The organism is Streptomyces sp. SS1-1, from assembly GCF_008973465.1.
Lineage (GTDB): Bacteria > Actinomycetota > Actinomycetes > Streptomycetales > Streptomycetaceae > Streptomyces.
Genome location: NZ_WBXN01000004.1, coordinates 312,511 through 336,664, shown reverse-complemented (window position 1 = coordinate 336,664; position 24,154 = coordinate 312,511). Strand labels below are relative to the sequence as shown.

The 24,154-nt window shown below is 72.3% G+C and carries 24 protein-coding genes; 8 read left to right on the top strand and 16 right to left on the bottom strand.

Annotated elements, in window-relative coordinates:
* Positions 1–116: 116 nt before the first annotated feature.
* A complete protein-coding gene (locus tag F8R89_RS02535; protein ID WP_151782396.1) occupies positions 117–1,304 on the bottom strand; it encodes an MFS transporter in 1,188 nt (395 codons plus the stop codon).
* A 246-nt stretch (positions 1,305–1,550) separates the two neighbouring features.
* Between F8R89_RS02535 and F8R89_RS02530 the strand changes: the two genes are divergently transcribed.
* Both F8R89_RS02530 and F8R89_RS02525 read left to right on the top strand, forming a co-directional pair.
* Positions 1,551–2,186: an RNA polymerase sigma factor gene (locus tag F8R89_RS02530; RefSeq protein ID WP_151782395.1), complete on the top strand. Its 636-nt coding sequence runs from the start codon at positions 1,551–1,553 to the stop codon at positions 2,184–2,186.
* Positions 2,183–3,250 carry a CU044_5270 family protein gene (locus tag F8R89_RS02525; protein ID WP_151782394.1) on the top strand — a complete coding sequence of 356 codons (1,068 nt, stop codon included), beginning with the start codon at positions 2,183–2,185 and terminating at the stop codon, positions 3,248–3,250. Before F8R89_RS02530 ends, F8R89_RS02525 begins: the two co-directional genes overlap by 4 nt.
* 45 nt (positions 3,251–3,295) lie before the next feature.
* Here F8R89_RS02525 and F8R89_RS02520 read toward each other — a convergent pair whose 3' ends face one another.
* The 11 genes from F8R89_RS02520 to F8R89_RS02470 all read right to left on the bottom strand — a co-directional run bounded on the left by F8R89_RS02520 (position 3,296) and on the right by F8R89_RS02470 (position 14,538).
* A complete protein-coding gene (locus F8R89_RS02520) occupies positions 3,296–3,700 on the bottom strand; it encodes a hypothetical protein (protein WP_151782393.1) in 405 nt (134 codons plus the stop codon).
* 20 nt (positions 3,701–3,720) lie between these two features.
* Complete coding sequence (locus tag F8R89_RS02515) at positions 3,721–4,743, bottom strand: LLM class flavin-dependent oxidoreductase (protein WP_151782392.1); 1,023 nt, start codon at positions 4,741–4,743, stop codon at positions 3,721–3,723.
* Positions 4,744–4,787: 44 nt separating this feature from the next.
* Positions 4,788–5,777 (bottom strand): phosphotransferase family protein, encoded by a 990-nt coding sequence (locus F8R89_RS02510; protein ID WP_151782391.1) that lies wholly within the window; start codon positions 5,775–5,777, stop codon positions 4,788–4,790.
* 31 nt (positions 5,778–5,808) lie between these two features.
* Entirely contained in the window at positions 5,809–6,951 is a 1,143-nt protein-coding gene (locus F8R89_RS02505) for an FAD-dependent oxidoreductase (protein ID WP_192806029.1), read from the bottom strand.
* A 112-nt stretch (positions 6,952–7,063) separates the two neighbouring features.
* Positions 7,064–7,762, bottom strand: coding sequence for a TetR/AcrR family transcriptional regulator (locus tag F8R89_RS02500; protein WP_151782389.1), 699 nt, complete (start codon positions 7,760–7,762; stop codon positions 7,064–7,066).
* A gap of 76 nt (positions 7,763–7,838) precedes the next feature.
* Entirely contained in the window at positions 7,839–10,034 is a 2,196-nt protein-coding gene (gene katG, locus F8R89_RS02495; RefSeq protein ID WP_151782388.1) for a catalase/peroxidase HPI, read from the bottom strand.
* 180 nt (positions 10,035–10,214) lie between these two features.
* The gene (locus tag F8R89_RS02490) at positions 10,215–11,003 is read right to left on the bottom strand and encodes a tetratricopeptide repeat protein (RefSeq protein ID WP_192806028.1); all 789 of its coding nucleotides are present in this window, start codon (positions 11,001–11,003) and stop codon (positions 10,215–10,217) included.
* A 130-nt stretch (positions 11,004–11,133) separates the two neighbouring features.
* Complete coding sequence (locus tag F8R89_RS02485; protein WP_151782386.1) at positions 11,134–11,565, bottom strand: DUF3662 domain-containing protein; 432 nt, start codon at positions 11,563–11,565, stop codon at positions 11,134–11,136.
* 135 nt (positions 11,566–11,700) lie between these two features.
* Positions 11,701–12,813, bottom strand: coding sequence for an alkene reductase (locus F8R89_RS02480; protein ID WP_151782385.1), 1,113 nt, complete (start codon positions 12,811–12,813; stop codon positions 11,701–11,703).
* A gap of 85 nt (positions 12,814–12,898) precedes the next feature.
* A complete protein-coding gene (locus F8R89_RS02475; RefSeq protein WP_151782384.1) occupies positions 12,899–13,501 on the bottom strand; it encodes an NADPH-dependent F420 reductase in 603 nt (200 codons plus the stop codon).
* Positions 13,498–14,538, bottom strand: coding sequence for a zinc-binding dehydrogenase (locus F8R89_RS02470; protein WP_151782383.1), 1,041 nt, complete (start codon positions 14,536–14,538; stop codon positions 13,498–13,500). The genes F8R89_RS02475 and F8R89_RS02470 overlap by 4 nt, the downstream gene beginning before the upstream one ends.
* Positions 14,539–14,638: 100 nt before the next feature.
* Here F8R89_RS02470 and F8R89_RS02465 point away from each other — a divergent pair, with 100 nt between their 5' ends.
* Positions 14,639–15,238, top strand: coding sequence for a TetR/AcrR family transcriptional regulator (locus tag F8R89_RS02465; RefSeq protein WP_151782382.1), 600 nt, complete (start codon positions 14,639–14,641; stop codon positions 15,236–15,238).
* 13 nt (positions 15,239–15,251) lie between these two features.
* Here the strand turns inward: F8R89_RS02465 and F8R89_RS02460 are convergent, their stop codons facing one another.
* The 3 genes from F8R89_RS02460 to F8R89_RS02450 form a co-directional block, all read right to left on the bottom strand.
* Positions 15,252–15,683 (bottom strand): hypothetical protein, encoded by a 432-nt coding sequence (locus tag F8R89_RS02460; protein ID WP_151782381.1) that lies wholly within the window; start codon positions 15,681–15,683, stop codon positions 15,252–15,254.
* 157 nt (positions 15,684–15,840) lie between these two features.
* The gene (locus F8R89_RS02455) at positions 15,841–16,335 is read right to left on the bottom strand and encodes a hypothetical protein (RefSeq protein ID WP_151782380.1); all 495 of its coding nucleotides are present in this window, start codon (positions 16,333–16,335) and stop codon (positions 15,841–15,843) included.
* A gap of 176 nt (positions 16,336–16,511) precedes the next feature.
* On the bottom strand, positions 16,512–17,651 hold the full coding sequence (locus F8R89_RS02450; protein ID WP_151782379.1) for an FAD-dependent oxidoreductase: 1,140 nt from the start codon (positions 17,649–17,651) through the stop codon (positions 16,512–16,514).
* 301 nt (positions 17,652–17,952) lie between these two features.
* Between F8R89_RS02450 and cseB the strand changes: the two genes are divergently transcribed.
* The 5 genes from cseB to F8R89_RS02425 all read left to right on the top strand — a co-directional run bounded on the left by cseB (position 17,953) and on the right by F8R89_RS02425 (position 23,109).
* Positions 17,953–18,690, top strand: a complete 738-nt coding sequence (cseB, locus tag F8R89_RS02445; protein WP_151782378.1) for a two-component system response regulator CseB — start codon at positions 17,953–17,955, stop codon at positions 18,688–18,690.
* A gap of 1 nt (position 18,691) precedes the next feature.
* Positions 18,692–19,948, top strand: a complete 1,257-nt coding sequence (locus tag F8R89_RS02440; protein ID WP_151782377.1) for a sensor histidine kinase — start codon at positions 18,692–18,694, stop codon at positions 19,946–19,948.
* A gap of 143 nt (positions 19,949–20,091) precedes the next feature.
* Complete coding sequence (locus F8R89_RS02435; protein ID WP_151782376.1) at positions 20,092–21,090, top strand: D-alanyl-D-alanine carboxypeptidase family protein; 999 nt, start codon at positions 20,092–20,094, stop codon at positions 21,088–21,090.
* 130 nt (positions 21,091–21,220) lie between these two features.
* Positions 21,221–22,090 (top strand): endonuclease/exonuclease/phosphatase family protein, encoded by an 870-nt coding sequence (locus F8R89_RS02430; RefSeq protein ID WP_225994608.1) that lies wholly within the window; start codon positions 21,221–21,223, stop codon positions 22,088–22,090.
* 95 nt (positions 22,091–22,185) lie between these two features.
* Positions 22,186–23,109 (top strand): MurR/RpiR family transcriptional regulator, encoded by a 924-nt coding sequence (locus tag F8R89_RS02425; protein ID WP_151782374.1) that lies wholly within the window; start codon positions 22,186–22,188, stop codon positions 23,107–23,109.
* A gap of 27 nt (positions 23,110–23,136) precedes the next feature.
* On the opposite strand, the gene sigJ is transcribed toward F8R89_RS02425, so the two are convergent.
* Positions 23,137–24,126, bottom strand: a complete 990-nt coding sequence (gene sigJ / locus F8R89_RS02420) for an RNA polymerase sigma factor SigJ (protein ID WP_151782373.1) — start codon at positions 24,124–24,126, stop codon at positions 23,137–23,139.
* Positions 24,127–24,154: the final 28 nt, after the last annotated feature.

The window sequence follows — 24,154 nt, the reverse complement described above, 5'->3', positions numbered from 1 at the left end:
CGAGGTGCCGTAGCTGTCGTCGCACGCCCGCCGGGAATCACGGGACAGCCCTTAGGCCACGGCCCGCGCCTCGCCTCGGACGTCCGCCCGCGTCATCGCCGGGAGGTGTCGGCCCGTCAGGTCGTACGGTCGCCGCTCCGCAGGAGACGGACCGTCACCGCGGCCGCGACGGCGATGACGCACCCCACGAAGATCAGACCGGCGCTCCGCAGGCCGAGCGGGACCGAGAGGGCGCCGATGCCGACCACCGGCAGCGAGATGCCGACATAGGCGGTGACGAAGAGCGCGGAGATCGTCGCGCCGCGCTGCTCGGCGGGCGCGGCCCGCGCCACCGTGGCGACCGAGGCGCGGAACGACATGCCCTGCCCGCCACCGGCGACGACCGCCCCCGCGACCAGCAGCCCCAGCGACTCCGCCAGCAGGGAACCGCCGATCAGGAAGAGACCGGCGATCAGGATCGCGCAGCCCAGCGGCAGCGCGCGGTCGGGGCCGCCTTGGCTCAGCAACTGTCCCGCGGTGGAGGCCAGGAAGGCCGCCAGGACGATCGCGCCGGCCACGGCCAGGTTGTCGACGCCCAGATACCGCGCGGCGAACGACGGGGCGACGGCGGTGAACAGGCCGAGCACGGAGAAGCCGGCGAAGGACGCCAGCGCGGCGGGCACGAAGACGGACCGGGTCGGCGGCGGCACCACCATGCCCTCGGGGCGCAGCGGCGGACGCGGGACCGGCGGGTGCACGGACTCGGGCAACGCCACCACCAGGACCGTGGCGACGGCCAGCATGCCGAGGTGGACGAGGAAGGGCAGGCGCAGCGGATGCGGGGCGTACTCGGCGAGGACTCCGGCCAGCAGCGGCCCGCACCCCAGCCCGCCCATGTTCGCCGCGGTGGCCGCGAACGCGGCGCGCGCCCGCTCGCCGGGGCGGGCCAGTTCGGTGACGGCGGCGGTGGCGGCGCCGCTGAGCAGCCCGGCCGCGAACCCGGAGAACACCCGGCCCGCGAACAGCAGCGGGAGACCGTCCTGGAAGAGGAAGCAGAGCGCGGACAGGACCGACAGCACCAGCGCGGTGAAGATCACCGGCCGCCGGCCGATGACGTCGGAGAAGTTGCCGGCCAGCAGCAGGGCCACGATGACCCCGACGGCGTACACGGCGAAGATCACCGTGATCATGAACTGTGAGAAGCCGATCTCCTCGCGGTAGAGCCCGTACAGCGGCGTGGGCAGCGTGGTGCCGGCCATGCCGACGGCGAACACCACGGCCGCGACGACGTACCAAGGGAATTCCCGCTGCCTGGGTTCCGTCATTCCGCCCTTCCCTGGGTCGCCGGGGCGCGGCGCGCACGGAGCCGGGCCGCACGCGATCAGCTCACCACAGGCGGCCGTCCCGCGCATCGCGCCGCGCGCACCGCACGACGGTGTCCGCTCGGGCGGGTGCCCCACCGGCGGATGCACCCGACGGGGCCCCGGGTGATCCCGAGGGTTCTGCCGTGGTGCACCATGGATGTGACGTAGCTCATGGGAACTCCTCCGCGCGAGCCGACAGTTCAGGTCGTGACCACAGACAGACGAGCGCGGGTGCGCAACGGGGATCCGGATGCCTTCGCGGAGCTTTTCGACGAGTGTGCCCGCGCGGTGTACAACCACGCCTTCCGCCTGACCGCCGACTGGTCGACGGCCGAGGACGTCATGGCCACGACGTTCATGGAGGCCTGGCGGCGCAGGGACACGGTCGACGCCGAAGGGGGCACGCTGCGGCCGTGGTTGCTCGGCATCGCCACCAACGTGGCGCGCTCCCACCATCGCAGCGACCGCCGCTACCGCGCCGCGGCGAGCGCCGCGGCGGCCGCGATGGAGGACGTCGGGGACCACGCCGAGGAGATCGCCGGACGCGTGGACGACCGGCGCACGCTCCAGGCCACGCTGACCGCCCTGAGCCTGCTCAAGCGCGCCGAGCGCGAAGTGCTGACCCTGTGCCTGCACGAGGGGATGGCGTACGCCGAAGTGGCGCGCGTCCTCGGGATCCCCGTCGGGACCGTCCGCTCCCGCCTGTCCCGCGCCCGCGGCAGGCTGCGTCGGCTCACCGACGCTCAACTGCTCCGCGAAAAACGGGAACCAACCCCCGCAAACCGGCAGATACAGGATGACCGCGGATATGCGGTCCGGTCCGCACAGGAAGGAAACCGATGAACGCCAGCCCCTCCCACCAGCCGCACCCGGCTGAGTGGACGGAGACGCAGAGCCTGCTGCCCTGTGTCGAGCGGGATCTGCCGGCGGGCCGCCACCAGTTCCACAAGGAGCAGTTGATGGCCCGGATCCACGAAGACCTGCGCACCACCACCCGCCCCGAGCCCCCGAAGCGCCGCCCCAACCCGTTCCTGCGCCGCACGGTCCTGCTGCCCGCTGCGGCCCTGGCGCTGGCCGGAGCGGTCGCGGGCGGCTTCGCCCTCAGCAGCGGCGACCCGCACGACGGCAGGACCGCGCTGGCCACCGGCCCGGCCCTGACCACCACGGTGGGCGCCGCCGACGCCGAGGGCGCCCCCCGGCTCCTCGACCGGATCTCCCTGGCCGCCGCCGACACCTCCACGCCCACGCCGCGCAAGGGCCAGTACATCTACATCGAGTCGAAGGTGGCCAGCACCTACGCCAGCTCCGTCGGCGACAAGACGTCGGTCGTCAGCGAGGAACTCCACCCCCGCCAGGTGTGGAACTCCCTCGACGGCAAGGACGGCTGGCTGATCGAACCCGGCCAGACGGGCGACGAGGGCATCACCTTGGCCAGTGAGGTGGTGATGAGCGGGGCCTACGACGTCCTCGCCACGCTGCCGACCGACCCGGACGCGCTGCTGCGGCGCATCTACCGGGAGTCGGACGCCACCCGGGACCACGAAGTCCCGCGCGACCAGGCCGCGTTCACCGCCATCGGGGACCTGCTGACCGAGAGCTACCCGCCCGCCGACGTCAGCGCCGCCCTCTACAAGGCGGCGGCGAAGATCCCCGGTGTCGTCGCGGTGGACGACGCGGTCGACGCCACGGGCCGGCACGGAGTCGCCATCGCCCGGGAGGACGGCACCGGGGAACGCACGGAATGGATCTTCGACAAGAAGACGCTGCGCTTTCTCGGCGAACGGGTCGTCGTGGTCAAGGCCGTGGCGGGAAGCCCGTTCAAGGTGGGCACCGTCGTCTTCACCAGCGCGATCACGCAGCGCGCGGTCGTGGACTCGAACAGGCAGGTCCCCGGAGGAGCGAGCTGACCGCAGACGCGGCCCGCACTGGCCGCCGCCGTCCTTCGCGGCGCGTCAGCACGCCTCCAACGCGGCCTGAAAGGCGTCGGCGGTCGGCGCGATGACCACCGCGCCGTCCTGCAAGGCGGCGGGGAGATGGCGGCGCTCCTCCTCGTGGAAGATGAGGGCGCCGCCGTCCTGGGGCAGTATCACCGCCCCGAGGTCCACGGCGAGCCGGGCGAGCAGACCGCTGATCTCCCCGCGGGCGAAATGCGTGGCCGTCACACACGTCAGCCCCTCGTCGCCCTCGCAGGCGTGGTATAGGTCGGCCTCACCGCCGTCCTCCGCGCGCAGGGCGGAGAAGCCGTCGTCGCGCCCGTCCGGCACGACGTACGGCTCGGTCGTCCGCAGGAGACGTCCGGTGTCCAGGGCGACGGGCTCGCCGTCCACGAACCGGAGCAGGAAGACGCTGTAGCTCACGGCCTCACTGTGCCACCCGCTCAGCGCCAGCCGAGTTCCGGTGCCACATGCGTGAGGATGCTCTCCAGCACGTGCGTGTTGTAGTCGACGCCCAGCTGGTTCGGGATCGTCAGCAGCAGGGTGTCGGCGGCCTGGATCGCCTCGTCGTCCTGGAGGAGCTTCACCAGTTCGTCCGGCTCCCCGGCGTACGACCGCCCGAAGATGGCCCGGGTCGTGTCGTCGATCATGCCGATCTGGTCCCGCGACCGCCGGTCACGTCCGAAGTACGCCCGGTCCAGGTCGCTGGTCAGGGCGAAGATGCTGCGGCTGACCGACACCCGGGGCTCCCGTGTGTGGCCGGCCTCGCGGTAGGCCTCCCGGTACGCCTCGATCTGCTTGCGCTGCTGCACGTGCAGCGGCTCGCCGGTCTCGTCGTCCTTCAGCGTCGAGCTCTGCAGGTTCATCCCGAGCTCGCCCGCCCAGACGGCGGTCGCGTTCGACCCGGAACCCCACCAGATCCGGTCGCGCAGCCCCTCGGAGTGCGGCTCGACGCGCAGCAGGCCGGGCGGGTTGGGGAACATCGGCCGCGGGTTGGGCTCCGCGAACCCCTCGCCGTCGAGGACCTTCAGGAACTCCTTGGTGCGCCGGCGCGCCATGTCGGTGCCCGACTCACCGGGCGCCGGTTCGTGGCCGAACAGCCGCCAGCCGTCGATGACCTGCTCCGGTGAACCCCGGCTGATGCCCAGCTGCAGCCGGCCGCCCGCGATGAGGTCGGCGGCGCCCGCGTCCTCCGCCATGTACAGCGGATTCTCGTAGCGCATGTCGATCACGCCGGTGCCGATCTCGATCGTCGAGGTCCGCGCCCCGATCGCCGCGAGCAGCGGGAACGGGCTGGCCGCCTGCCGGGCGAAGTGATGCACCCGGAAGTACGCGCCGTCCACGCCGATCTCCTCGGCGGCGACCGCGAGGTCGATCGACTGGTGCAGCATGTCCGTGGCCGTCCGGGTCCGGGAGTACTCGCCGGGCGACCAGTGACCGAAGGAGAGGAAGCCGATTCTCTTCACACTCTCCCCAGCGCCCGGACGCCCTCGTTGATTCCCGCTCCTGGTCAGCGGGGCAGCAGGGCCAGCGCCGCCCCCGCGTTGTGCTCCGCGATCCCCCGCATCACGTCGCGGTGCGGGAAGTCGCCGTCGAGGAGCCGCAGCGGACCGGCGACGAGGGACAGGTGCGTCGCGAGCGTGTACAGGTCGAGCCGTGCCGGATCGAGTCCGGGACGGGACAGGACCGGGTACCGCTCGGCGAAGCGCAGCTTCAGGAAGACGTGCTCCCACTCGACGTCGAAGTACATCAGGCCCTCGATGTCGATGAGCACGGGCCGCCCGTCGGCGTCGACGAGGACATGGTCGGGCCCGAGCTCGCCGTGGATCAGCCCGTGCCCGGTGCGCGGAGCGACCCGCGCGGCCAGCTCCCGCAGCCGGTCCCGCAGCTGGGACGCGGCCGCACCGATCGCGGGGTCCCGGCCGGCCGCCTCCGCGAGATCGCCGAGAGCCCGCTCCAGCACCAGCCCCTGGCACGACTCACCGGGGGCCGCGCCGCCGCGTTCGAGCACGTCCACACGGCCGTACCGCGCACCACGCTGCCCGTGCATCACGTCGAGCATGGCCGCCAGCTCGCGCAGGGCACCCGACGCCCGTACGGGATCCGCCTCGAACAGCGCTTCCAGCGTGCCCCCGGAGACGTCCTCGACGACCGCCACGTCCGCCGCGAACCGGGTTCGGCTGTCGTCGGCGAGGAGCACGGCGGGCACCCGGACGCCGAGGCCGTCCAGCACGCGCTGAGCGGCCAGGAAGGGGGCGAGGCCGGAGGCCGGGGCGAAGGGGTGGGCCGTGTCCACGCCGTCCGCGCCGGGCCAGAAGTTCTCGGCCTCGGCCCAGCTGTAGACGATCACCCGCGCGGGCCGCGGTCCGTCCGTGCGGACGCGGTACACGCCCTTCTTGCTCCCGCCGCGCAACCGCTCCACGCCGGTGACGCGGGCCGCCGCCCCCAGTGCTTCCCGTACGACCCCCGACAGGGCTTCACCCTCCGCGAACCGGCGCATCCGGCGACCCTACCGGGGTGGAGGGCCCGGGTCAGGCCGCGCCCGGGTGGGAGGCGAAGAACCCGGCCATCCGCCGGAGGCCGTCGGGCGCGAACATGTCCCGCAGGTTGTCGGCGGACTCGGCGGCAGCCGCCCGGCCGCGGGGGAAGAGAGCCTCCTCGTAGCGGGCGAGGGCGCTCTCCACGTCGCCGGGGTGCGCGGCGAGCGCGAGGGCCAGTTCGGCGCCGTCCTGGAGGGCGAGGTTCGCGCCCTCGCCGGCGAACGGCGACATGAGATGGGCGGCGTCGCCCAGCAGGGTCACCCCGGGGGTGCGCTCCCAGCGGTGTCCGACGGGCAGGGCGTGGATGTGGCGCGGGGTCACGGTCACCGCCTCGGCGACCAGGCCGCGCAGATCCTCGTGCCAGCCTTCCAGGTGGGCGAGGACCGCCTTCTTCGCGAGGGCGGGGTCGGCGAAGTCCACGGTGCCGAGCCAGTTCTCGGCCGCCTTGAGCGCCGTGTAGACGTGGAGGCTGCCGTCGGTCTCGCGGTGGGCGAGGATGCCGCGTTCGTCGCCGAGGCACATGAACGAACCACCGCCGACCAGGGCGGCGCCGCGCGGATGCCGGGTGTCGGCGTCGTGCAGGTCCGTCTCCACGAAGGAGATGCCGGTGTAGGCGGGCCGGGCGGCGGAGACGAGGGGCCGGATGCGCGACCAGGCGCCGTCCGCGCCGATCAGCAGTCCGGTGGTGACGGCCGAGCCGTCGGCGAACGCGACCTCGTGACGGCCGTCGCCGAGCGGACGCGCGCCGGTGACCTTGCGGCCCCACCGGACCGTGCCGTCGGGCAGGGACGCCAGCAGCAGGTCGCGCAGAGCGCCGCGATCGACCTCCGGACGGCCACCGGAGCCGTCGTCCGCGATGTCCACCAGGACGGTGCCGTCGGGACCGGCCAGGCGCAGGGCCTCGCCTCCGGGGTGGACGATCGCCCGGAACCCGTCGTACAGACCGGCCGCGCGCAGCGCCCGCTGCCCGCTCTCCTCGTGGATGTCCAGCATGCCGCCCTGCGTGCGGGCCTCGGGTCCGGACTCCAGGTCGAAGACGGCCGCCTCGATGCCGTGGACGTGCAGGACACGGGCGGCGACGAGACCGCCGAGACCGCCGCCGATGATCGCGATGGGGTGGTGGGGGACGGACATGGTCGCCTCCGTGGGTGGGGTGGGTGCTGACCTCTCCACCGTAACGAACATGTTCGTGACGAACAAGTTCGTTCGTGGGTGTGCGTCGGTACGGCCGGGGGGAGAGAGGGGGTCAGCCGGCCGCCGGACCGGAAACAGGCGTGTGCGTGATCCCGTTGACGATCACGTCGAAGCCCCAGCGCAGCCGCTCCTGGGCGGTGCCGCTGATCAGCTCGGGCATATGGGCGGCGATCGCCGGGTGCGTGTCCTCGTTCACGGCACGCAGCGCGGCGACGGCGGCGTTCCAGTCGTCCGCGGCGGCCGGGTCGCGGTCCTGGGCGGAGTGCTCGGCCGCCGTGGCGGTGGCGTCCTGCAGCACCTTGTCCACGCCCCAGGCGACCTGCGCCCGGGAGGCCCCGCTGTGGGATAGCAGATCAAGGACACGGTCGACCAGCCGCAGATAGTTCTCCCCGCTGGGCCGGGCCACGAGCGCGGACCGGGCGAGCTGCGGGTGCGCGAACAGCACGAGGGTGTACGACGTGACGACGGCCCTCAGCCGCTCCCGCCAGTCGTCCCCGGCGTCCGCGCCCGTCAGGTCGACCTCGCCCAGGAGGGCGTCCAGCACGGCGGCGTGCAGCTCGGCGGTGTTGGCCACGTAGACGTAGAGCGAGGCCGCGCCGGTGTCCAGCTCCTGCGCCAGCCGGCGCATGGTCACCTTCTCCAGTCCCTCGGCCCGCATGAGCGCCACCGCCGTGTCGACGATCACCCGCCGCGACAGGGCGGGCTTGGCGGGACGCTCACGGCGGCTGACCGGCTCTCTTCTCGCAACCATGACGCCGATGCTAACGAACGCGTTCGTCCCGCCTCCCGGGCCGGCGTACCGCGTGCCGACCCGAGAGCGAGAGGCCCTACCGGCGCAGGTCGTACCGGTCGAGGTTCATCACCTTGTCCCACGCGGACGCGAAGTCACGGACGAACTTCTCGCCGGCGTCCCGGGCGGCGTAGACCTCGCTGACGGCGCGGAGCTGGGAGTGCGCGCCGAAGACGAGGTCGACGGCCGTCGCGGTCCACTTGACGTCACCCGTGACCCGGTCGCGGCCCTCGTACACGTTCTCGTCCGTCGTGGACGTGGACCACTCGGTGCCCATGTCGAGGAGGTTGACGAAGAAGTCGGTGGTCAGGGCGCCGGGCCGGTCGGTGAGGACGCCGTGCCGGGAGCCCTTGAAACCGGTGTCCAGAGCGCGCATGCCGCCGATCAGGACGGTCATCTCCGGGGCGGTGAGGGTGAGCAGGTTCGCGCGGTCCAGCAGGAGCGTCTCCGGGGAGAGTTTCTCGCCGGCCGGCAGGTAGTTGCGGAACCCGTCGGCCGAGGGCTCCAGGACGTCGAAGGTGTTCACGTCCGTCTGCTCCTGCGTGGCGTCCGTACGCCCCGGCGCGAAGGGGACCGTGATCGGGTGCCCGGCGTCCGCCGCCGCCTTCTCGACCGCGGCGCAGCCGCCCAGGACGATCAGATCGGCGAGGGAGACCCGTGTGCCGCCGGTCCGGGAGCCGTTGAAGTCCTGCTGGATCCGCTCCAGAGCGCTGATGGTCTCGCGGATCTCGGGGAGGTCGTTGAGCTCCCAGTCCTTCTGCGGGGCGAGCCGGATGCGTGCCCCGTTGGCGCCGCCGCGCTTGTCGGTGCCGCGGAAGCTGGCGGCCGACGCCCAGGCGGTGGTCACGAGCTGAGGGACCGACAGGCCCGCGTCGAGGATGGTGCGCTTGAGGGCGGCGATGTCCGCCTCCCCGACCAGGTCGTGGTCCACGTCCGGCACCGGGTCCTGCCACAGCTGCGGCTCGGGGATCCACGGGCCGAGGTAGCGCGAACGGGGACCCATGTCGCGGTGCAGCAGCTTGAACCACGCCTTGGCGAAGGCGAGCGCGAACTCCTCCGGGTTCTCGTGGAAGCGCTTGGAGATCGGCCCGTAGACCGGGTCCAGCTTCAGCGCCAGGTCCGTCGTCAGCATGATGGGCGCGTGCCGCTTCGACGGGTCGTGCGCGTCGGGCACCTTGTCCCGGGCGTCCGGGTCGGTGGGCGTCCACTGGTGGGCGCCAGCCGGGCTCGTCGTCAGCTCCCAGTCGTAGCGGAAGAGGTTGTCGAAGAACCCGTTGTCCCACTTGGTCGGCTCGTACGTCCACGCCCCCTCGAGTCCGCTGGTGAGCGCGTCGGGGCCCTTGCCGGCGCCGCAGGTGTTCCGCCAGCCCAGGCCCTGCTGCTCGATGGGGGCTCCCTCGGGCTCCGGGCCGAGGCAGCTCGGGTCGACCGCGCCGTGACACTTGCCGAACGTGTGACCGCCCGCGATGAGCGCGACCGTCTCCTCGTCGTTCATCGCCATCCGGCCGAACGTCTCCCGGACGTCCCGGGCGGCGGCCATCGGGTCGGGCGTGCCGTTGGGGCCCTCCGGGTTGACGTAGATCAGCCCCATCTGGACGGCGCCGAACGGGCCGGTCAGCTCGCGGTCCCCGCTGTAGCGCTCGTCGCCGAGCCAGGTGTCCTCCGGGCCCCAGAAGATCTCCTCGGGCTCCCACAGGTCCTCCCGCCCGAAGGCGAACCCGTACGTCCTGAAGCCCATCGATTCCATGGCGCAGTTCCCGGCGAAGACCAGGAGGTCCGCCCAGGAGATCTTCTTGCCGTACTTCTGCTTGACCGGCCACAGCAGGCGGCGCGCCTTGTCCAGGCTCGCGTTGTCCGGCCAGCTGTTCAGCGGGGCGAACCGCTGCGCTCCGGTGCCGCCACCGCCCCGGCCGTCCGCGATCCGGTACGTCCCCGCCGAGTGCCAGCTCATCCGGATGAAGAGCGGACCGTAGTGCCCGTAGTCGGCGGGCCACCAGTCCTGCGACGCCGTCATCACCTCGAACACGTCCCGCTTCAGCGCCTCCACGTCGAGGGACGCGAACTCCTCGGCGTAGTCGAAGTCGGGGTCCATCGGATTCGAACGCGACGAGTGCTGGTGGAGGACCTGGAGGTCCAGCTGGTTCGGCCACCAGTCCCGGTTCGTCCGGGGCCGCGGGGTGGGCTTCGGGGAGGGGGAGGGGATTGCCGGGTTCTCGCTCTCACTGCCGGGCATGCGCGCGTCCTGCTTCCTGGTGTCGTATCCCTTTTGCCGGATTCTTCTCCTGACGGTGGGTGCTTTCGACGCGCCGGGCAATCCGACACGCGCGCAGGGGGCGCCATGGCGCCCACAGGAGGGAAATACGGGGGTGCCGCCGCGCCCGGTCGTGGGGTGAGGGGCCGGCGGCGCCGCGCGCTACGGCTGGACGCCGTCGATGCGCTCCAGCAGTGTGGCGGCCTCGACGGTACGGCGGTGCTCCGGACCGAATGACGCCAGACAGGCGTCGTGCGCGACCGCGGCGCGGTGACGGGCGTCCGAGGTGCGCCCCAGCCCCAACAGGGCGTTGCCGAGGACGAGTTCGACGGCGCCCGTGTCCGGCCGGCGGAGGTCCGAGGGAAGCGCGCGATACAGCTCGTCGGCGCTCTCGGCCACGGCGAGGGCCTCGTCGTGGCGGGCCTGCCCGTTGAGGCTGCGCGCCAGCCCGAGCCTCAGGACCAGGGCGGCCCGGTCCCGCGCGGCATGGGCGGCCAGGGCCTCGCGGGCGTGCGCCTCGGCCTCCTTGTGACGGCCCTGCGCGTTGAGCGCGAAGACCAGCCCGTTGCGGGCGGCCGACGCGAGGAAGGCCATCTCGGGCCCGGTGCCGCGCGCCGCCGCATCGGCGACCGCCGCGCACTCCGCGGCGGACTCGGAGTGCCGGTCGAGCGACACCATCTGCTGGGCGCGGTCCGAGCGCAGTTTGAGCGTCAGGAAGTGATCGGCACCGAACAGCCCGGTGAAGACGGGCAGCGCCTCGTCGTACGTGTCGACCGCCTCGGCGTGCCGGCCCTGGGCGCCCGCCGCGAGGGCGGCGATGTTCAGCGCCACGGCCGTGTACTCGTCCTCACGCGGCCGGGACCCGGCCACGGCACGCGCCTCGGCCTCCGCCTCGGCGTAACGCCCGGCCTCGTAGAGCGCCTTGGCTTCGGCGACCGGCGTTCCCTTCATACGCTCGTCGTCACTTCGGCCACGCCGGAAGAATCGCATGCCCGGGAGCATACGCACCGCGCGCGGCCGCCCGGCGACGAGGCCAGACGAGGTCAGGAGGGGCGGCGGGCCCCGGACGAGACGGCGCTCGTCACACCTCCACGGCGCTCGAGGAGTGCGTCAGGCCGCTGACGGAGGGGAAGCCGACCGCGCTCACATGGGCCATCGCCTTGCTCGTCACCCGGTAGCGGTCGTTGGGGACGTCACGGGACGTGGTCACGTGCACGGCCAGGGGTCCCGCCCACTCGTAGCCGCGGCGTGCGCCGTACTGCGCCAGCTTGTCGGTGAGGACCTGACCCACCCGGGCGCCGTGGCCGCCGAGTTCGGCGTGGACGTGCTCGGCGAGCTCCACGTCGTAGGCGTTGGGGACCACGACCCGGTTCTCGCTGCACACCACCGCCTGACGGTCGCACTCGCGCCGCAGCGCGTCGACCAGTTCGACCGGCTCCTTGGGGAACCACCGCTCCCACAGCCGCCCGCCGACCCGTTCCAGCGCCTGTTCCCATCCCGTGAGGCTGCTCATCCGCACGCCACTCCTCTGTCCCGTCGACACGGCCTTGCGTCACGTCATGGGAAGGCGGGTGCCCAGAACGCCGACTTCATTGCCTCGGAGCCCCGCCTTCCCTCGCCCCCTCACTCGAACGGGCGTGTGCCCCGTCTAGGAACGGGCCGCCGTGGGGTAGTCCGTGTAACCCTCCGCTCCACCGCCGTAGTACGTGTCGCGGTCGCCGTCGGCGAGCGGGTGGCCGTGCGCGAAGCGGTCGACGAGGTCCGGGTTGGCGATGAAGGGCTCACCGAAGGACACCGCGTCCGCCAGCCGCCGTTCGAGCAGCTCGTTCGCCGTCGCCTGCGTGAAGCCGAGGTTGGCGACGACGGCGCCCCGGTAGTGGCCGCGGAAGCGGGAGAACGCGGTGAACGTGTCGTCGGTGTGCGTGCCGGGCGCCGGACCGACGAGGTGGAGATAGGCCAGGTCGCTGTCGCCGAGGCGCTTGAGCAGCAGGTCGTAGTCGGCCAGTGCCTCGGCGTCCGCGGTGAACGCGGGCCCGGTGTTCCAGTACGGGGACAGCTTGACGGCGACGCGCTCGCCGCCCCACACCTCGCTCACGGCCTCCACGATGTCGAGGAGGAGCTGGGCCCGCTTCTCGCTGGTGCCGCCGTAGGCGTCGGTGCGCTGGTTGAGGCGGGGGTTGAGGAACTGGGCGATGAGGTGGGAGCCCTGGGCGTGGATCTCCAGGCCGTCGAACCCGGCGCGCAGGGCGTTGGCGGCGGCCTTCCGGTAGTCGCGGACGGTGGCCGCGATCTCCGCGCCGGTCAGGGCGCGCGGCGTGACGGTGTCCTTCGGCCCTTCGGCGGTGAAGGACATCTCCTGCGGGTTGACCGCCGACGGGCCGACGGGAAGGCGGCCGCCCTGGTGGTCGGGGTGCGAGGCGGCACCGAGATGCCCGATCTGGGAGACGATCCTGCCTCCCGCCGCGTGTACGGACTCCGTGACCCTCGCCCAGCCGTCGGTCTGTTCGTCGGTGTAGATGCCGGGGACGTGGATGTAGCCGATCGCCTCCCGGTTGACCCAGGTCCCCTCGCTGACGAGCAGGCCGGCGCCGGCCCGCTGCGCGTAGTACGTGGCGTGCAGTTCGGTCGGGGCCAGTGCGGCGTTCGTGGCGCGGGCGCGTGTCATGGGCGCCATGACGACCCGGTTGGGCAGTTCGAGCGCGCCCAACTGGACGGGACGCAGGAGGGGCTGGGTGCCGGGTGCCGAGGTCTGGTCGGACATGAACGTCTCTTTCGTGAGGTCGAGGCTGGGCTGATGTCCTCCTCGCGGACGCGGGGAGGACGTGTGGGTCAGCGGGGGAGCGGGTTCAGTCCTGCTTGAGGACGTGGAGGCCGGAGAGGGGGCCGCCGAGCTGCATGAGACGTCCTCCCTCGCGCAGGCTTCCGAGGTCGACCGGCGCGAACCCGAACGCGGAGGTCAGGCCGATCACGGTGTTCTTCGCGTCCGCGTCGTCACCGGCGAGGAACAGCACCTGCCGCCCGGCCTCATGGCGCGGGTCGGGCGCGATGTACCGCGCGAACAGGGAGTTGAAGGCCTTGACCACGCGTGCGCCGGGCAGCAGGGAGGCCACGTACTCGCTCCCCGTGAGGTCGCCGAGGTCGGCGATCCGTGCGTGCGGTGGAAGGGACTCGAACTGGTTGGTGGCGTCGATGACGACGGTCCCGTCCAGGTGGGGGAGCCGGGCGGCGACGTCCGGGACACGCGTCCAGCCGACGGCGAGGACGACGAGATCCGCGGCGGCGGCCTCCTCGGGCGTCGCGGCCGACGCGAGCGGGCCGAGATCCGCGACCAGAGGGGCCAGGGAGTCCGGCCCCCGGCTGTTGCTGAGCACGACCTCGTGACCGTGCCGGATCGCGTGCCGCGCGACGGCCTGGGCGATGGTCCCGGCTCCGAGCATGCCGATCCTCACCGGACGGCCTCCTGCCCGGCGCCGGTCGATCGCGGCGAGGTGAGCAGGACGGTCCCGCTCTTCCCCGGCCGACGGACGTGTTCGACGGCCGCCTCGACGTCCGCGAGGTCGTAGCGGGCCGCCACCTCGAACAGCTCCGGCGTGTTCCGCGCGAGGTCCAGCGCGAAGGCGACGTCCTGGGCACGCTCCTCCGGGCCGCGGCGCGTCCAGTGCCACACCGTCACGCCCTGGACCGTCAGTCCCCGCTGGACGACGGGCAGCTCCTCCAGGGCCGTTGTGCCGGAACCGAGCCGTCCGTACGTGATCAGGGTGCCGCCGTCGGCGAGCAGCGTGACGAGGTCCTGGGTCAGGGGGTTGCCGACGCAGTCGAGAACCGCCTGGAGAGGGCGGCCGCCGGTGTGGCGCCGGACCTGCTCCCGCCAGTCGCCGTCGCTGGTCGTGACGACCGGCAGCGTGGGATACGCCTCCCGCATCCGCTGCGCGCCGGACGCGCTGCGGACGAGGTTGACCAGCGGCAGACCGTGCCGGACGGCGGCCGCGCTGACGAGCCGCCCGATGGACGAACCGGCGGCCGTCTGGAGGACGGGCCCCTTGTCCTGCTCGCCCAGGGCGTTCTCCAGCGCCCGGTACAGCATGCGCAGCGTCAGCGGGTTGACCAGCAGCAGGGCCGCCGTCTCGTCATCGACGCCGTCCGGCACGGGCACGGCACGCTCGGCCGCGACGACGACGAAGTCGGCCCAGGTGCCCGGCGCCGGGAAGACCGCGACGCGCTGACCGGGCCGCAGCCCCCGCACGTCCGGCCCGACGCTCTCGACGACGCCCATGCCCTCCACGCCGGGCGTCCGGACCTCTCCCAGCCGCTGTTCCGCGAGGCCCGGCATGCCCTCGACGCCGGCCAGGTCACCCGGATGGACGGGCCGGACCAGCAGCCGGACGAGGACCTGTCCGGTGCCGGGACGGGGCGGCGGATCGGGGTCCTCCCTCAGTGTCAGTACGTCTGCGGGGTTCCCCTGGCGGGTGTGCACGACGGTGCGCATGGCTCCTCCGAACCGTTTTGATGACGAGCATCATTAAAATAATGATGAGAGGTAACCTTGAAAACGTCAAACACGGGCCGGTGAGCGAGGGAGGGCGGACATGCCGCGGATCACCAAGGAAGAGAAGGCCAGGAACCGGCGGAACATCGTGGACGCGGCCGGGCGCATGTTCCGCGCGCAGGGCATCGACGCCGTCGGCATCGCCGACCTGATGAAGGAGGCCGGCCTGACGCACGGCGGCTTCTACAACCACTTCGCGTCCAAGGACGACCTGGCCGCCGAGGTCTGCAACGCCTCGTTCACGGCCTCCCTGGGCGTGCTCGCTCAGGCCATCGAGGACGGGGACGCTCCCGCCGGGTCACCGCTGCGACGGGTGGTGGACGACTACCTGTCGGCCGAGCACCGCGACGCCCCGGACGGCGGCTGCCCGTCCGCCTCCCTCGTGATCGACGCCGGACGCCACGACGAGACCATCCAGCGCTCGTACGCGGCGGGCGTGGAGGGCTACTTGACCGGCTTCGCCGCCGAACTCGCCCGGGAGCACGACGGCGAGCCGGGTTCGCCGGAGGCCCGCGAACAGGCGGTGCTGCTGCTCAGCCGGCTGGTCGGCGCGATGGTGCTGGCCCGCGCCGTACGCGACGTCGAGCCCGAACTGTCCGACGAGATCCTGCGGACCTGCCGCGCGCACGCGCTCGACTGAGCGGTGCCGCGGCTCAACTCCGGGCGGCGCCGTCCCGCGGGTGCCGCGCGTACGGCACGACGACGATCTGCACGTCGTCCTCGTAGACGACGCGCCCAGGATCGGCCGAGCGCAGCAACCGGCACTCGACGCCGTGCGCGGCCAGGATCTCCAGGTACCCCGGCACCCGGGCGAGGAGATGCGTGGCCGACGGCTTGAACCACGCGGCGGCGCCAGGGTTCACGGCGTCGTCGTAGACGCCGGGGTCGACGGTCGAGGGGTCGGTGTACGCGGCGTCGTACCAACGGTTGTTACGGCGCCGGAAGTCCTCCTGCTCCTCCGACAGCCTGCCCTCCCGCGCCAGGTTGTTCACGAGCCCGAAGAGCCCGGTGAAGTGACCTCGGCCGTTGCGGTGCGGCGATTGGAACCGCACGTACTGGACGCTCTCGCTGTCGTCGCTCGCCATCGGCACATCCTCGCACCGACGCCCACACGTTCGGAGGCTGCCTTGCCAGATTGCGTCGCCGGGCGGCGTGGGTACTTCTCTGAACCGAGCCATTGTTTGGGTCGCGGCGGATGACATGCCTGGCTCCTCCATTCCGGTAGGCGCGGGCCTCCCGACTTCAGCACATCTTCCCGATCCGCAACGCTCGCGCCCGCTCTCCACCGTTCTCCGGACGGATGCGCTCGGCCAGGCAGTGCCGGTGCGAGATGATGGTGTGGCTTCCTGGACCGTCGATGCTGCGCGAGTCCAGGACGAGGGCGTCTCCACCTGGGCCCAACTTGATCGGTTCACCACAGAAGTCGCAGCTCCAGACCAGCGACTCAAGGTCGGCGGGCCGGATGGACAGCCGCACCGATACCGGCGGATGCCAGCGGGTGATCTGCTCGATGACCGCGTCGATCCGGGAACCGACGGGTGGAAAGAGAGCGAGCAGTTCGTCATGGCTGCTCGTCGTCCGGGAGAACTGCTGGATCATGTCGACAGAGGCCGACAGACCTGCGTTCTCGTAACCAACGATCTCGACGAGCACACCCCATGGGTGATGACTGAGCACCCTGGCCTGCACCTTCTGGCCGGGCATGAGCGCCAGGCTCGCCGTCTCGAACCTTTCCACGAACCGCTTCCCCCTCACTCAGAACTGCAGTGCGTCATCGTATTGGTGACGCTCGAACCGGGTGTCGTTGCGCCCCGGCAACGTCCCCCGTGGTGACCGGACTTCCTTCCGGCATGAGGTGCGGTGCCGACGCTGCACGCCGGACGTTCTACCCTCCGGCGTGCAGCGTCGACCCCTCATCGCGTGCCCTGGGCGCCTTCCTGGGCCTGGTGGAACAAGGCGACCAGGCCATGTGCCGTGTTGTCCGGGGAGTCGATGTCGGGCATGGCGTCCTCCTCCGTCTCCGCGGCGCGGGCGAACATGGCCTCCTCGTACACGGTCAGCGCCCCCTCCACGTCCTCGGGGTGCGCGGCGAGCGCCTGGCCCAGTTCGGCGCCGTCCAGCATGGCCAGGTTGGCGCCCTCGCCGTTGGGGGCCGCGAGATGGGCGGCGTCGCCGAGGAGGGTCACCCCCGGCACCCGGTCCCACCGGTGCCCCGTCGGCAGGGCGTACAGCGGACGCAGCACCGGCGCGGTGTCGCTTTCCGTGATCAGGGCGGTCAGTTCGGGCGCCCAGCCGGTGAACTCCCGGGCGATGCGGGCGAGGGCCGCCGCCGGGTCGGAGACGTCGATCGCCGCGAACCAGTCCCGCGGTTCCGAGAGGCCCACATAGGCATGCAGCGTGTCGCCCTTCTCCCGGTGGGCGAAGATCTCCCTGCCCGGCGACAGCGCGATCAGCATGCCGCCACCGACCGCCTTCGCCGCGGCGGGATGGCGGGTGTCGGCGTCGAACAGGTACGTCTCCACCACCGTCTTGCCGAGGTACTCGGGCTCGGCGGCCGACAGCACCGGCCGTACGCGCGACCAGGCCCCGTCCGCGCCGACCAGCAGGCCGGTGACGACCGTGCCGCCGCCCGCGAACGCCACCTCGTGGCGGCCCGCACCGAGCGGGCGGACACCGGTGACCTTGTGCCCCCAGCGCACGGTCCCCTCGGGCAGGGAGTCGAGCAGCAACTGCCGCAGGTCGCCGCGCTGCACCTCGGGACGCCCGCCCGTACCGTCGTCGGCCACTTCGAACACGACCTTCCCGTCGGTGTCGAGCACCCGCGTCGCCTGCCGGCCCGCCAGGACGAGGGGACCGAACTTCTCCATCAACTCGGCTGCTTCCAGAGCGAGTTGTCCGTTGTAGTCGTGGATGTCGAGCAGTCCGCCCTGCGCGCGGGCCGTGGGGGAGGACTCGGCCTCGTACACCGCGACGGGTATGGCGTGGAGGTGCAGGACACGGGCGAGCGTGAGGCCGCCGAGTCCGGCTCCGATGATCGTGACGGGGGTCTGCATGATGGGGCTCTCCTTCGTCAGCGAGCCGCCCGGCGAGATCCGGCCGGCCTTCGCTCCCACCGTGCCGACCGCCGCCGACGGGTCACCGACAGTGAGCCGACAGCTCCGACACCGCCCCGACACCGCCCCGACAGGCCTCCGGCGAGGCGGTGACACACCCCCCGAGGCCCCGGCCGATACCCGGCCGAGCCGAGACCGATACACGATGGATGGGTTCGGCGGACATAATGCGCAGTCGAACGACAGGCCGCCGCGGCTGATGCGGACGGTGCACGGCACGCAAGAAGGAAGGTCGGGCCCCATGGCTGACGGGGACACCCCGGCACCCGTGTCGATCCTGCTGGTCGAGGACGACGACGTGATCCGCAGATCTCTCACCCTGGCGCTGGAGCGCTACGGCTACCGCGTCACCGGCGCCGCCGACGGTCTGACCGGCCTGGAGCTGTTCCGGGAGGGCCGCCACGACCTGCTGCTGCTCGACGTGATGCTGCCCGGCCTCGACGGCATCGGGCTGTGCCGCCGGATCAGGGAGACCAGCATGGACCCGATCCTCATGATGTCCGCGCGCGGCGACGCCCTGGACATCGTCTCCGGCCTGGAGGCGGGCGCCGACGACTACGTGGTCAAGCCCGTCGACACCGCCGTCCTGGTGGCCCGTATCCGCTCCCTCCTGCGGCGGGCGGTCTACGCCCCCACCCCCGACGGACCCCGTGCCGCCCCCGCAGGCACGGAACCCTCGCTCCCCGAGCCCGGCACCCGGCTCGTCTTCGGCGACCTCGTCATCGACACCGCGGGTCTCGAGGTCTCCGTGGCGGGGCGTGCCGTCGCGCTGGCCCCCACGGAACTGCGGCTGCTGCTGGAGTTCGCCGCCAATCCCGGCATCGTGCTCGACCGGCAGACCCTGCTGCGGACCGTGTGGGACTACGGCTGGGACGGCGACAGCCGGGTCGTCGACCTGTGCGTGCAGCGGCTGCGCAGGAAGATCGGAGCCGAGCGCGTGGAGACCGTACGCGGCTTCGGCTACAAGCTGCGGCGCTGACATGGACGTCCTCCGTGACCTGCGCAACTGGCGTTCGCTGCGCTGGAAGATCGCCCTGCTCGTCGCCGTCTGCTGCTGCGCCGTCGCGCTGACCGTCGGCCGGCTGGTGCACACCAGCACCCTCGACCGGTCCATGAACGACGGCGGCGCCAAGGCCGTGGCGGCACTGGACCGGGCCCTGGACGACTACGAGCGCGACGGCACCCCACCGGACGGCCTCCGCACCGCTCCCGGGGAACTCCCCGGCGAACTGCTGCACCGGCTGCGCGGCGGCCAGGACACGAGCGGCGGGTCCGTCACGTGGTACGACGCGGACGGCCCCGGCGACCACCCCTCCATGTGGGCGGCGAGGACCTACCACGGCGAGCCGGCCGCCGTGGAGACCGACATGACCAGCGATCTGCTCACCCGCCGGGCCCTGGACCGGCACATGTGGAAGTACTCGCTGCTCACGCTGGGCGTCGTGGTGCCGCTCGCGGCGCTCGCCGCGGAACTCCCGCACCGAAGACTGCGGCGGGTCGCGCACACCGCACGCCGTATCGCCGCCGGTGACCTGACCGCCCGCACGAAGGCCGGCGGCCGGGGCGGCGACGAGATCACCGACATCTCGGCCACGGTCGACTCGATGGCCGACAGCCTGCACCAGCGGCTCCTCACCGAGCAGCGCTTCACCGCCGACGTCGCGCACGAACTGCGCACCCCGCTGATGGGCCTGGTCACCGCGAGCGGACTGCTGCCCGAGGGCGAGGCCACCGAGCTGGTCCAGGACCGCGTCCACGTCCTGCGCACACTGGTCGAGGACCTGCTGGAGATCTCCCGGCTCGACGCGGGCGCCGAGGGGGCCGACGCCAGGCCCGTGCCGCTGGCGGAGGCAGTGGCGGAGTCCCTGAGCCGTACGGGGCTGGAGACGCCCCTCACCACGTACGACGCCGCCCGCGTCGAGACCGACCCGCGGCGCCTGGACCGTATCGTCACCAACCTGGTCGTCAACGCCCACCGGCACGGTCGGCGGCCCGTCGAGGTGACGGTCGCCGGGACCACGGTCACCGTGCGGGACCACGGTCCCGGCTTCCCCGAGGACCTGCTCGCCGACGGACCCCAGCGCTTCCGCACCGGGACACCGGAACGGGGCCGCGGCCACGGTCTGGGCCTCACCATCGCGCTCGGCCAGGCCCGCGTCATCGGCGCGTCGCTGTCCTTCGCGAACGCCCCCGACGGCGGCGCTGTCGCCACGCTCCGCCTGCCGGCGACCGGCTAGCACCCCTCCCTCGGACCCTGTTACGTGACGGACGCATGGCCGAGCGGAAGCGAAGACCCGGCCACGGTCACCCCGACATCCGGACCGCCCACAGTGACCGGTGTGCGTGAACGCCGCGCACGCCGACCTGTGGAGACGCCCCCATGCCCCCGACGCCCGACCCCGCACTCCGCCCCCGGACCTGGCCCCTCAGGCGCCGCCCCCTGCTCATCTCGACCGGCACTCTGTCCCTGGCCGCCCTGCTGACGCTCGGCGCCACCGTCCTCGGCGCGGGTGACCCACCGGGCACCCCACCGGCGCCGTCGTGGAAGCTGCCGTGGCCCCAGGAAGGGCAGGCGGCCGTACGGATCGACGGCCTCGGCGACCGAGGCGACCTGGGCTCCCACGGCTCGCGCACACCGGTGCCGATCGCCAGCGTCACGAAGGTCATGACGGCCTACGTGATCCTGAGCGACCACCCGCTGCGGGACGGCACGCCCGGCCCCCGGATCACCGTCGACCAGCGGGCCGCCGACGAGTCCGTCTCCGGCGTGGAGTCGACCGTCCCGCTGGAGCGGGGGGAACGGCTGAGCGAACGGCGACTGCTGGAACTGATGCTGGTCCCGTCCGGGAACAACGTCGCCCGGCTGCTGGCCCGCTGGGACGCCGGCTCGGAGGAGGCGTTCGTGACGAAGATGAACCGGGCCGCCGACGCGCTCGGCATGCGCCGGACCACCTACACCGGAGCCAGCGGCCTCGAGCCCACCACCACGAGCACCGCCGCCGACCAGCTGAGACTCGCCCGCCAGGTCATGCGGGACAAGGCGTTCCGGTCCGTCGTCGCCCAGCCCCGCACCACCGTTCCGGGTTCGCCCCGCACCCTCCCGAACACCAACACGCTGCTGGACACCCCGGGCGTGATCGGCATCAAGACCGGCTCCAGCACCCCCGCGGGCGGCGCGCTGATGTGGGCGGTCACCGTGCCCGACCGGCGCGGACGGGAGCACCTCGCCCTCGGCGTCGTCCTGCACCAACGGGCCGGCACCAGCCCCCAGGAGGGTCTGCGGGCGGTCTTCGACAGCAGCCGCGAACTCGTTGAGGCGGTACGGCACCGGATGTCCGGTACCGAGTCCGGGGCCGTGAACGCCGCCGGAAGCCGGTGAGGCGGCCATGACCGCACTCCTCGACCCCTCGCCGGTTACCCCCGCCCGTCCACGACGCCCGGACCGGTACGACGGCATCTGGCGCAGAGGCCGGATCATCGCCCTGCTCGCGCTTCTGGCCGCCGCGACCATGCCGGCCCCCTCCTTGATCCCCGACCGGCCCGGCCACCTCGGAAGTCTGCTCCAGACGTTCCTGCCCTGGACCGGCCTCGCGGTCCCGGTGCTCCTCGTGTGCGCGGTGGTCCGGCGCTCCGCCACGGCCGCCGTGGCCCTGCTCCTGCCCGCCATCGTGTGGACCTCCCTGTTCGGCGGGCGCTGCGTCGACAAGCGTGCGGCGGGCGGAGACCTGACCGTCGTGACGCACAACGTCAACGAGCACAATCCGCACCCGGCCCGCACGGCCCGCGCCCTGGCCGCCTCCGGCGCCGACGTACTCGCCCTGGAGGAGCTGGGGGACAACACGCCGGTCTACGAGCGCGCGCTGGCCGCCGGTCACCCGTACCACTCGGTGCACGGCACGGTCGGCCTGTGGAGCCGCTATCCCCTCGCCGACGCCCGCACCGTCGACATCGCGCCCTGGCCCCGCGCCCTGCGGGCCACCGTCCGCACCTCTGAGGGGCCCGTCGCCGTGTACGTCGCCCATCTGTCGTCCGTCCGCTTCGGCGTCACGTCGGGGTTCGGGACGGACGCCCGGGACGCCGGTGCCCGGCGTCTCGCCGCCGCGCTGCGTGCCGAACCACTCGCCCGGACGGTCCTCGTGGGTGACCTCAACGGCACGACGGACGACGACGCCCTGTCCGTCCTGACCTCGGATCTGCGCTCGGCCCAGGACGTGGCGGGGAAGGGCTTCGGCCTGAGCTGGCCCGCCTGGTTCCCGCTGGCGCGGATCGACCACATCCTGGTCCGGGGAGTGGAGCCCCGGTCGGCCTGGACACTTCCGGCTACGGACAGTGATCACCTCCCGGTGGCGGCGTCCTTGAGGCTGCGCGGAGGCCCGTGACCAGGTCGTGGAACCGAAGTGGGCACTCGTCGGCGTTGTGATTAACTGCCTGTCGCGGTGTGTAAGCGCCCGTGATCCGGTGGAGGAGGAAGCAGATGACCCGCCGGGACGAGCCCTCGATGCCGGAGCGCGCCCCCTCCGGTGGGGGCGGAGCCGACGCCCTCACCCGCATCCGGGCGGGCCGGCCCACGCTGCCCCCGTCTCTCCGGCGGGTGGCGGACGCCGTGCTCGCGGACCCGGCGGGCAGTTCGGAACTCTCCATCGGCGCGCTCGCCGAACAGGCCGCCACGTCACCGGCGACGGTGCTGCGGTTCTGCCGGACGCTCGGCTTCGGCAGCTACCCCCAGTTGCGGCTCGCGCTGGCCGCCGCGGTCGCGCACGAGCGGGCCGTGGGCGGGGAGCGATCCGCGCTCGGGACGGACATCGACCCGTCCGACAGCCTGGAACAGGTGGTCAAGAAGATCATCTACAACGAGGTCCGGGCGCTCGACGAGACCGCCCGCAGCGTGGACCCGGGGGTCCTCGGCCGTGCCGTCGACGCGATCACCGAGGCCCGGCGCATCGACATCTTCGGCGTCGGCGCCAGCGCGTTCGTCGGCCAGGACCTGCACCAGAAGCTGCATCGCATCGGGCACATCGCGTTCGTGTGGACGGACGTGCACGCCGCCCTGACGGCGACCGCCCTGCTGGGCCCCGGTGACGTGGCGATCGGGATCTCCCACTCCGGCGAGACGGAGGACACGGTGGAGCCGCTGACCGTGGCCGCCGCCCGCGGCGCCACCACGGTCGCCCTCACCAACTTCCCCCGGTCATCCCTGGCGGAGGCGGCCGACCTGGTCCTCACCACATCCGCCCGCGAAACCCCGTTCCGCTCCGGCGCCACGGTGAGCCGCATCGCCCAACTCGCCCTGGTCGACTGTCTGTTCGTCGCCGTGGCCCAGCGCACCTACGACGCGGCGGCGGAGGCACTCCAGGAGACGTACACGGCGGTGCAGCGGCGGAGGAAGCGCCAGCCGTAGGCGCGGAGCCGGCATTTCGGGCTCGGCTCACACGCGTGATCCCGAGAACCGACCCAGCGGCCAATGCGTCAGCTTCATCGGATTCAGCATCAGCCACACGTGCGTGATGCCATCATCGCTGACGTCGAAGGTGGCAATTCCGTGCCCGTGCTCTCCATTTCGAAGAACATAACCGAGACCGTCAGCCGTGTCGCGTCGCTCCAGACGGAGTGCCGGCTGCTTGCGCAGTACTCCAAGGAACCACCGGGCGACATGATCCGGGCCACGGATGGCCCGTGGCGCCGCATTGACGAAACCGCCGCCTTCGACTCGCAGTTCGACGTCCGGAGCCAGCAGGCGGAGCAGGTCCTCGATGTCCCCTCCGACGGCAGCGTCACGGAAGGCCCGGACGACGCCGTCGTGCTGGTGTGGAGAGACCTCAGCGCGTCTTCCTCGTCGGACGTGGCGGCGTGCGGACGTCGCCAATTGCCTTGTTGCTGCGGCTGAACGGCCCACGACACCGGCGATCTCGCCGAACGGGACCCCGAAGACGTCGTGCAGCACGAACGTCACTCGTTCTGCCGGGGTCATGGCCTCGAGGACCGTCAGCAACGCCATGCTGACCGTCTCGTCGAGGGTGACGCGCTCCACTGGATCGGCAGAGGAGTGACCGGAATTCAGTGGTGTATTCGCCGTGCCTGCGAAGAGATCCGCCGGAACCGGCTCCGGCAGCCACTGCCCGACGTACGTCTCCCGTCGTGCGCGTGCGGAACCCAGCAGGTCGAGTGAGATGCGGCTGGCCACGCGCGTCAGCCATGCCGAGGGCACGGCGATCGCGTCCCGTTCCTCGGGTTCGAGGCGGTACCACCTCACGTATGTCTCCTGCACGACGTCCTCGGCGTCCGCCAGGGTGCCCATCATGCGGAAGGCCAGCGACAGCAGACGATGGCGTTCCGCCATCACCGAATCCAGGCCCCGTGATTCCGCACGCTCGGCTCCCGCGGATTGCGCTGAGGCGTTGGGAAGGCCTTCCGACATGGGGCACCCTTGGTTTCGTCATTCACGT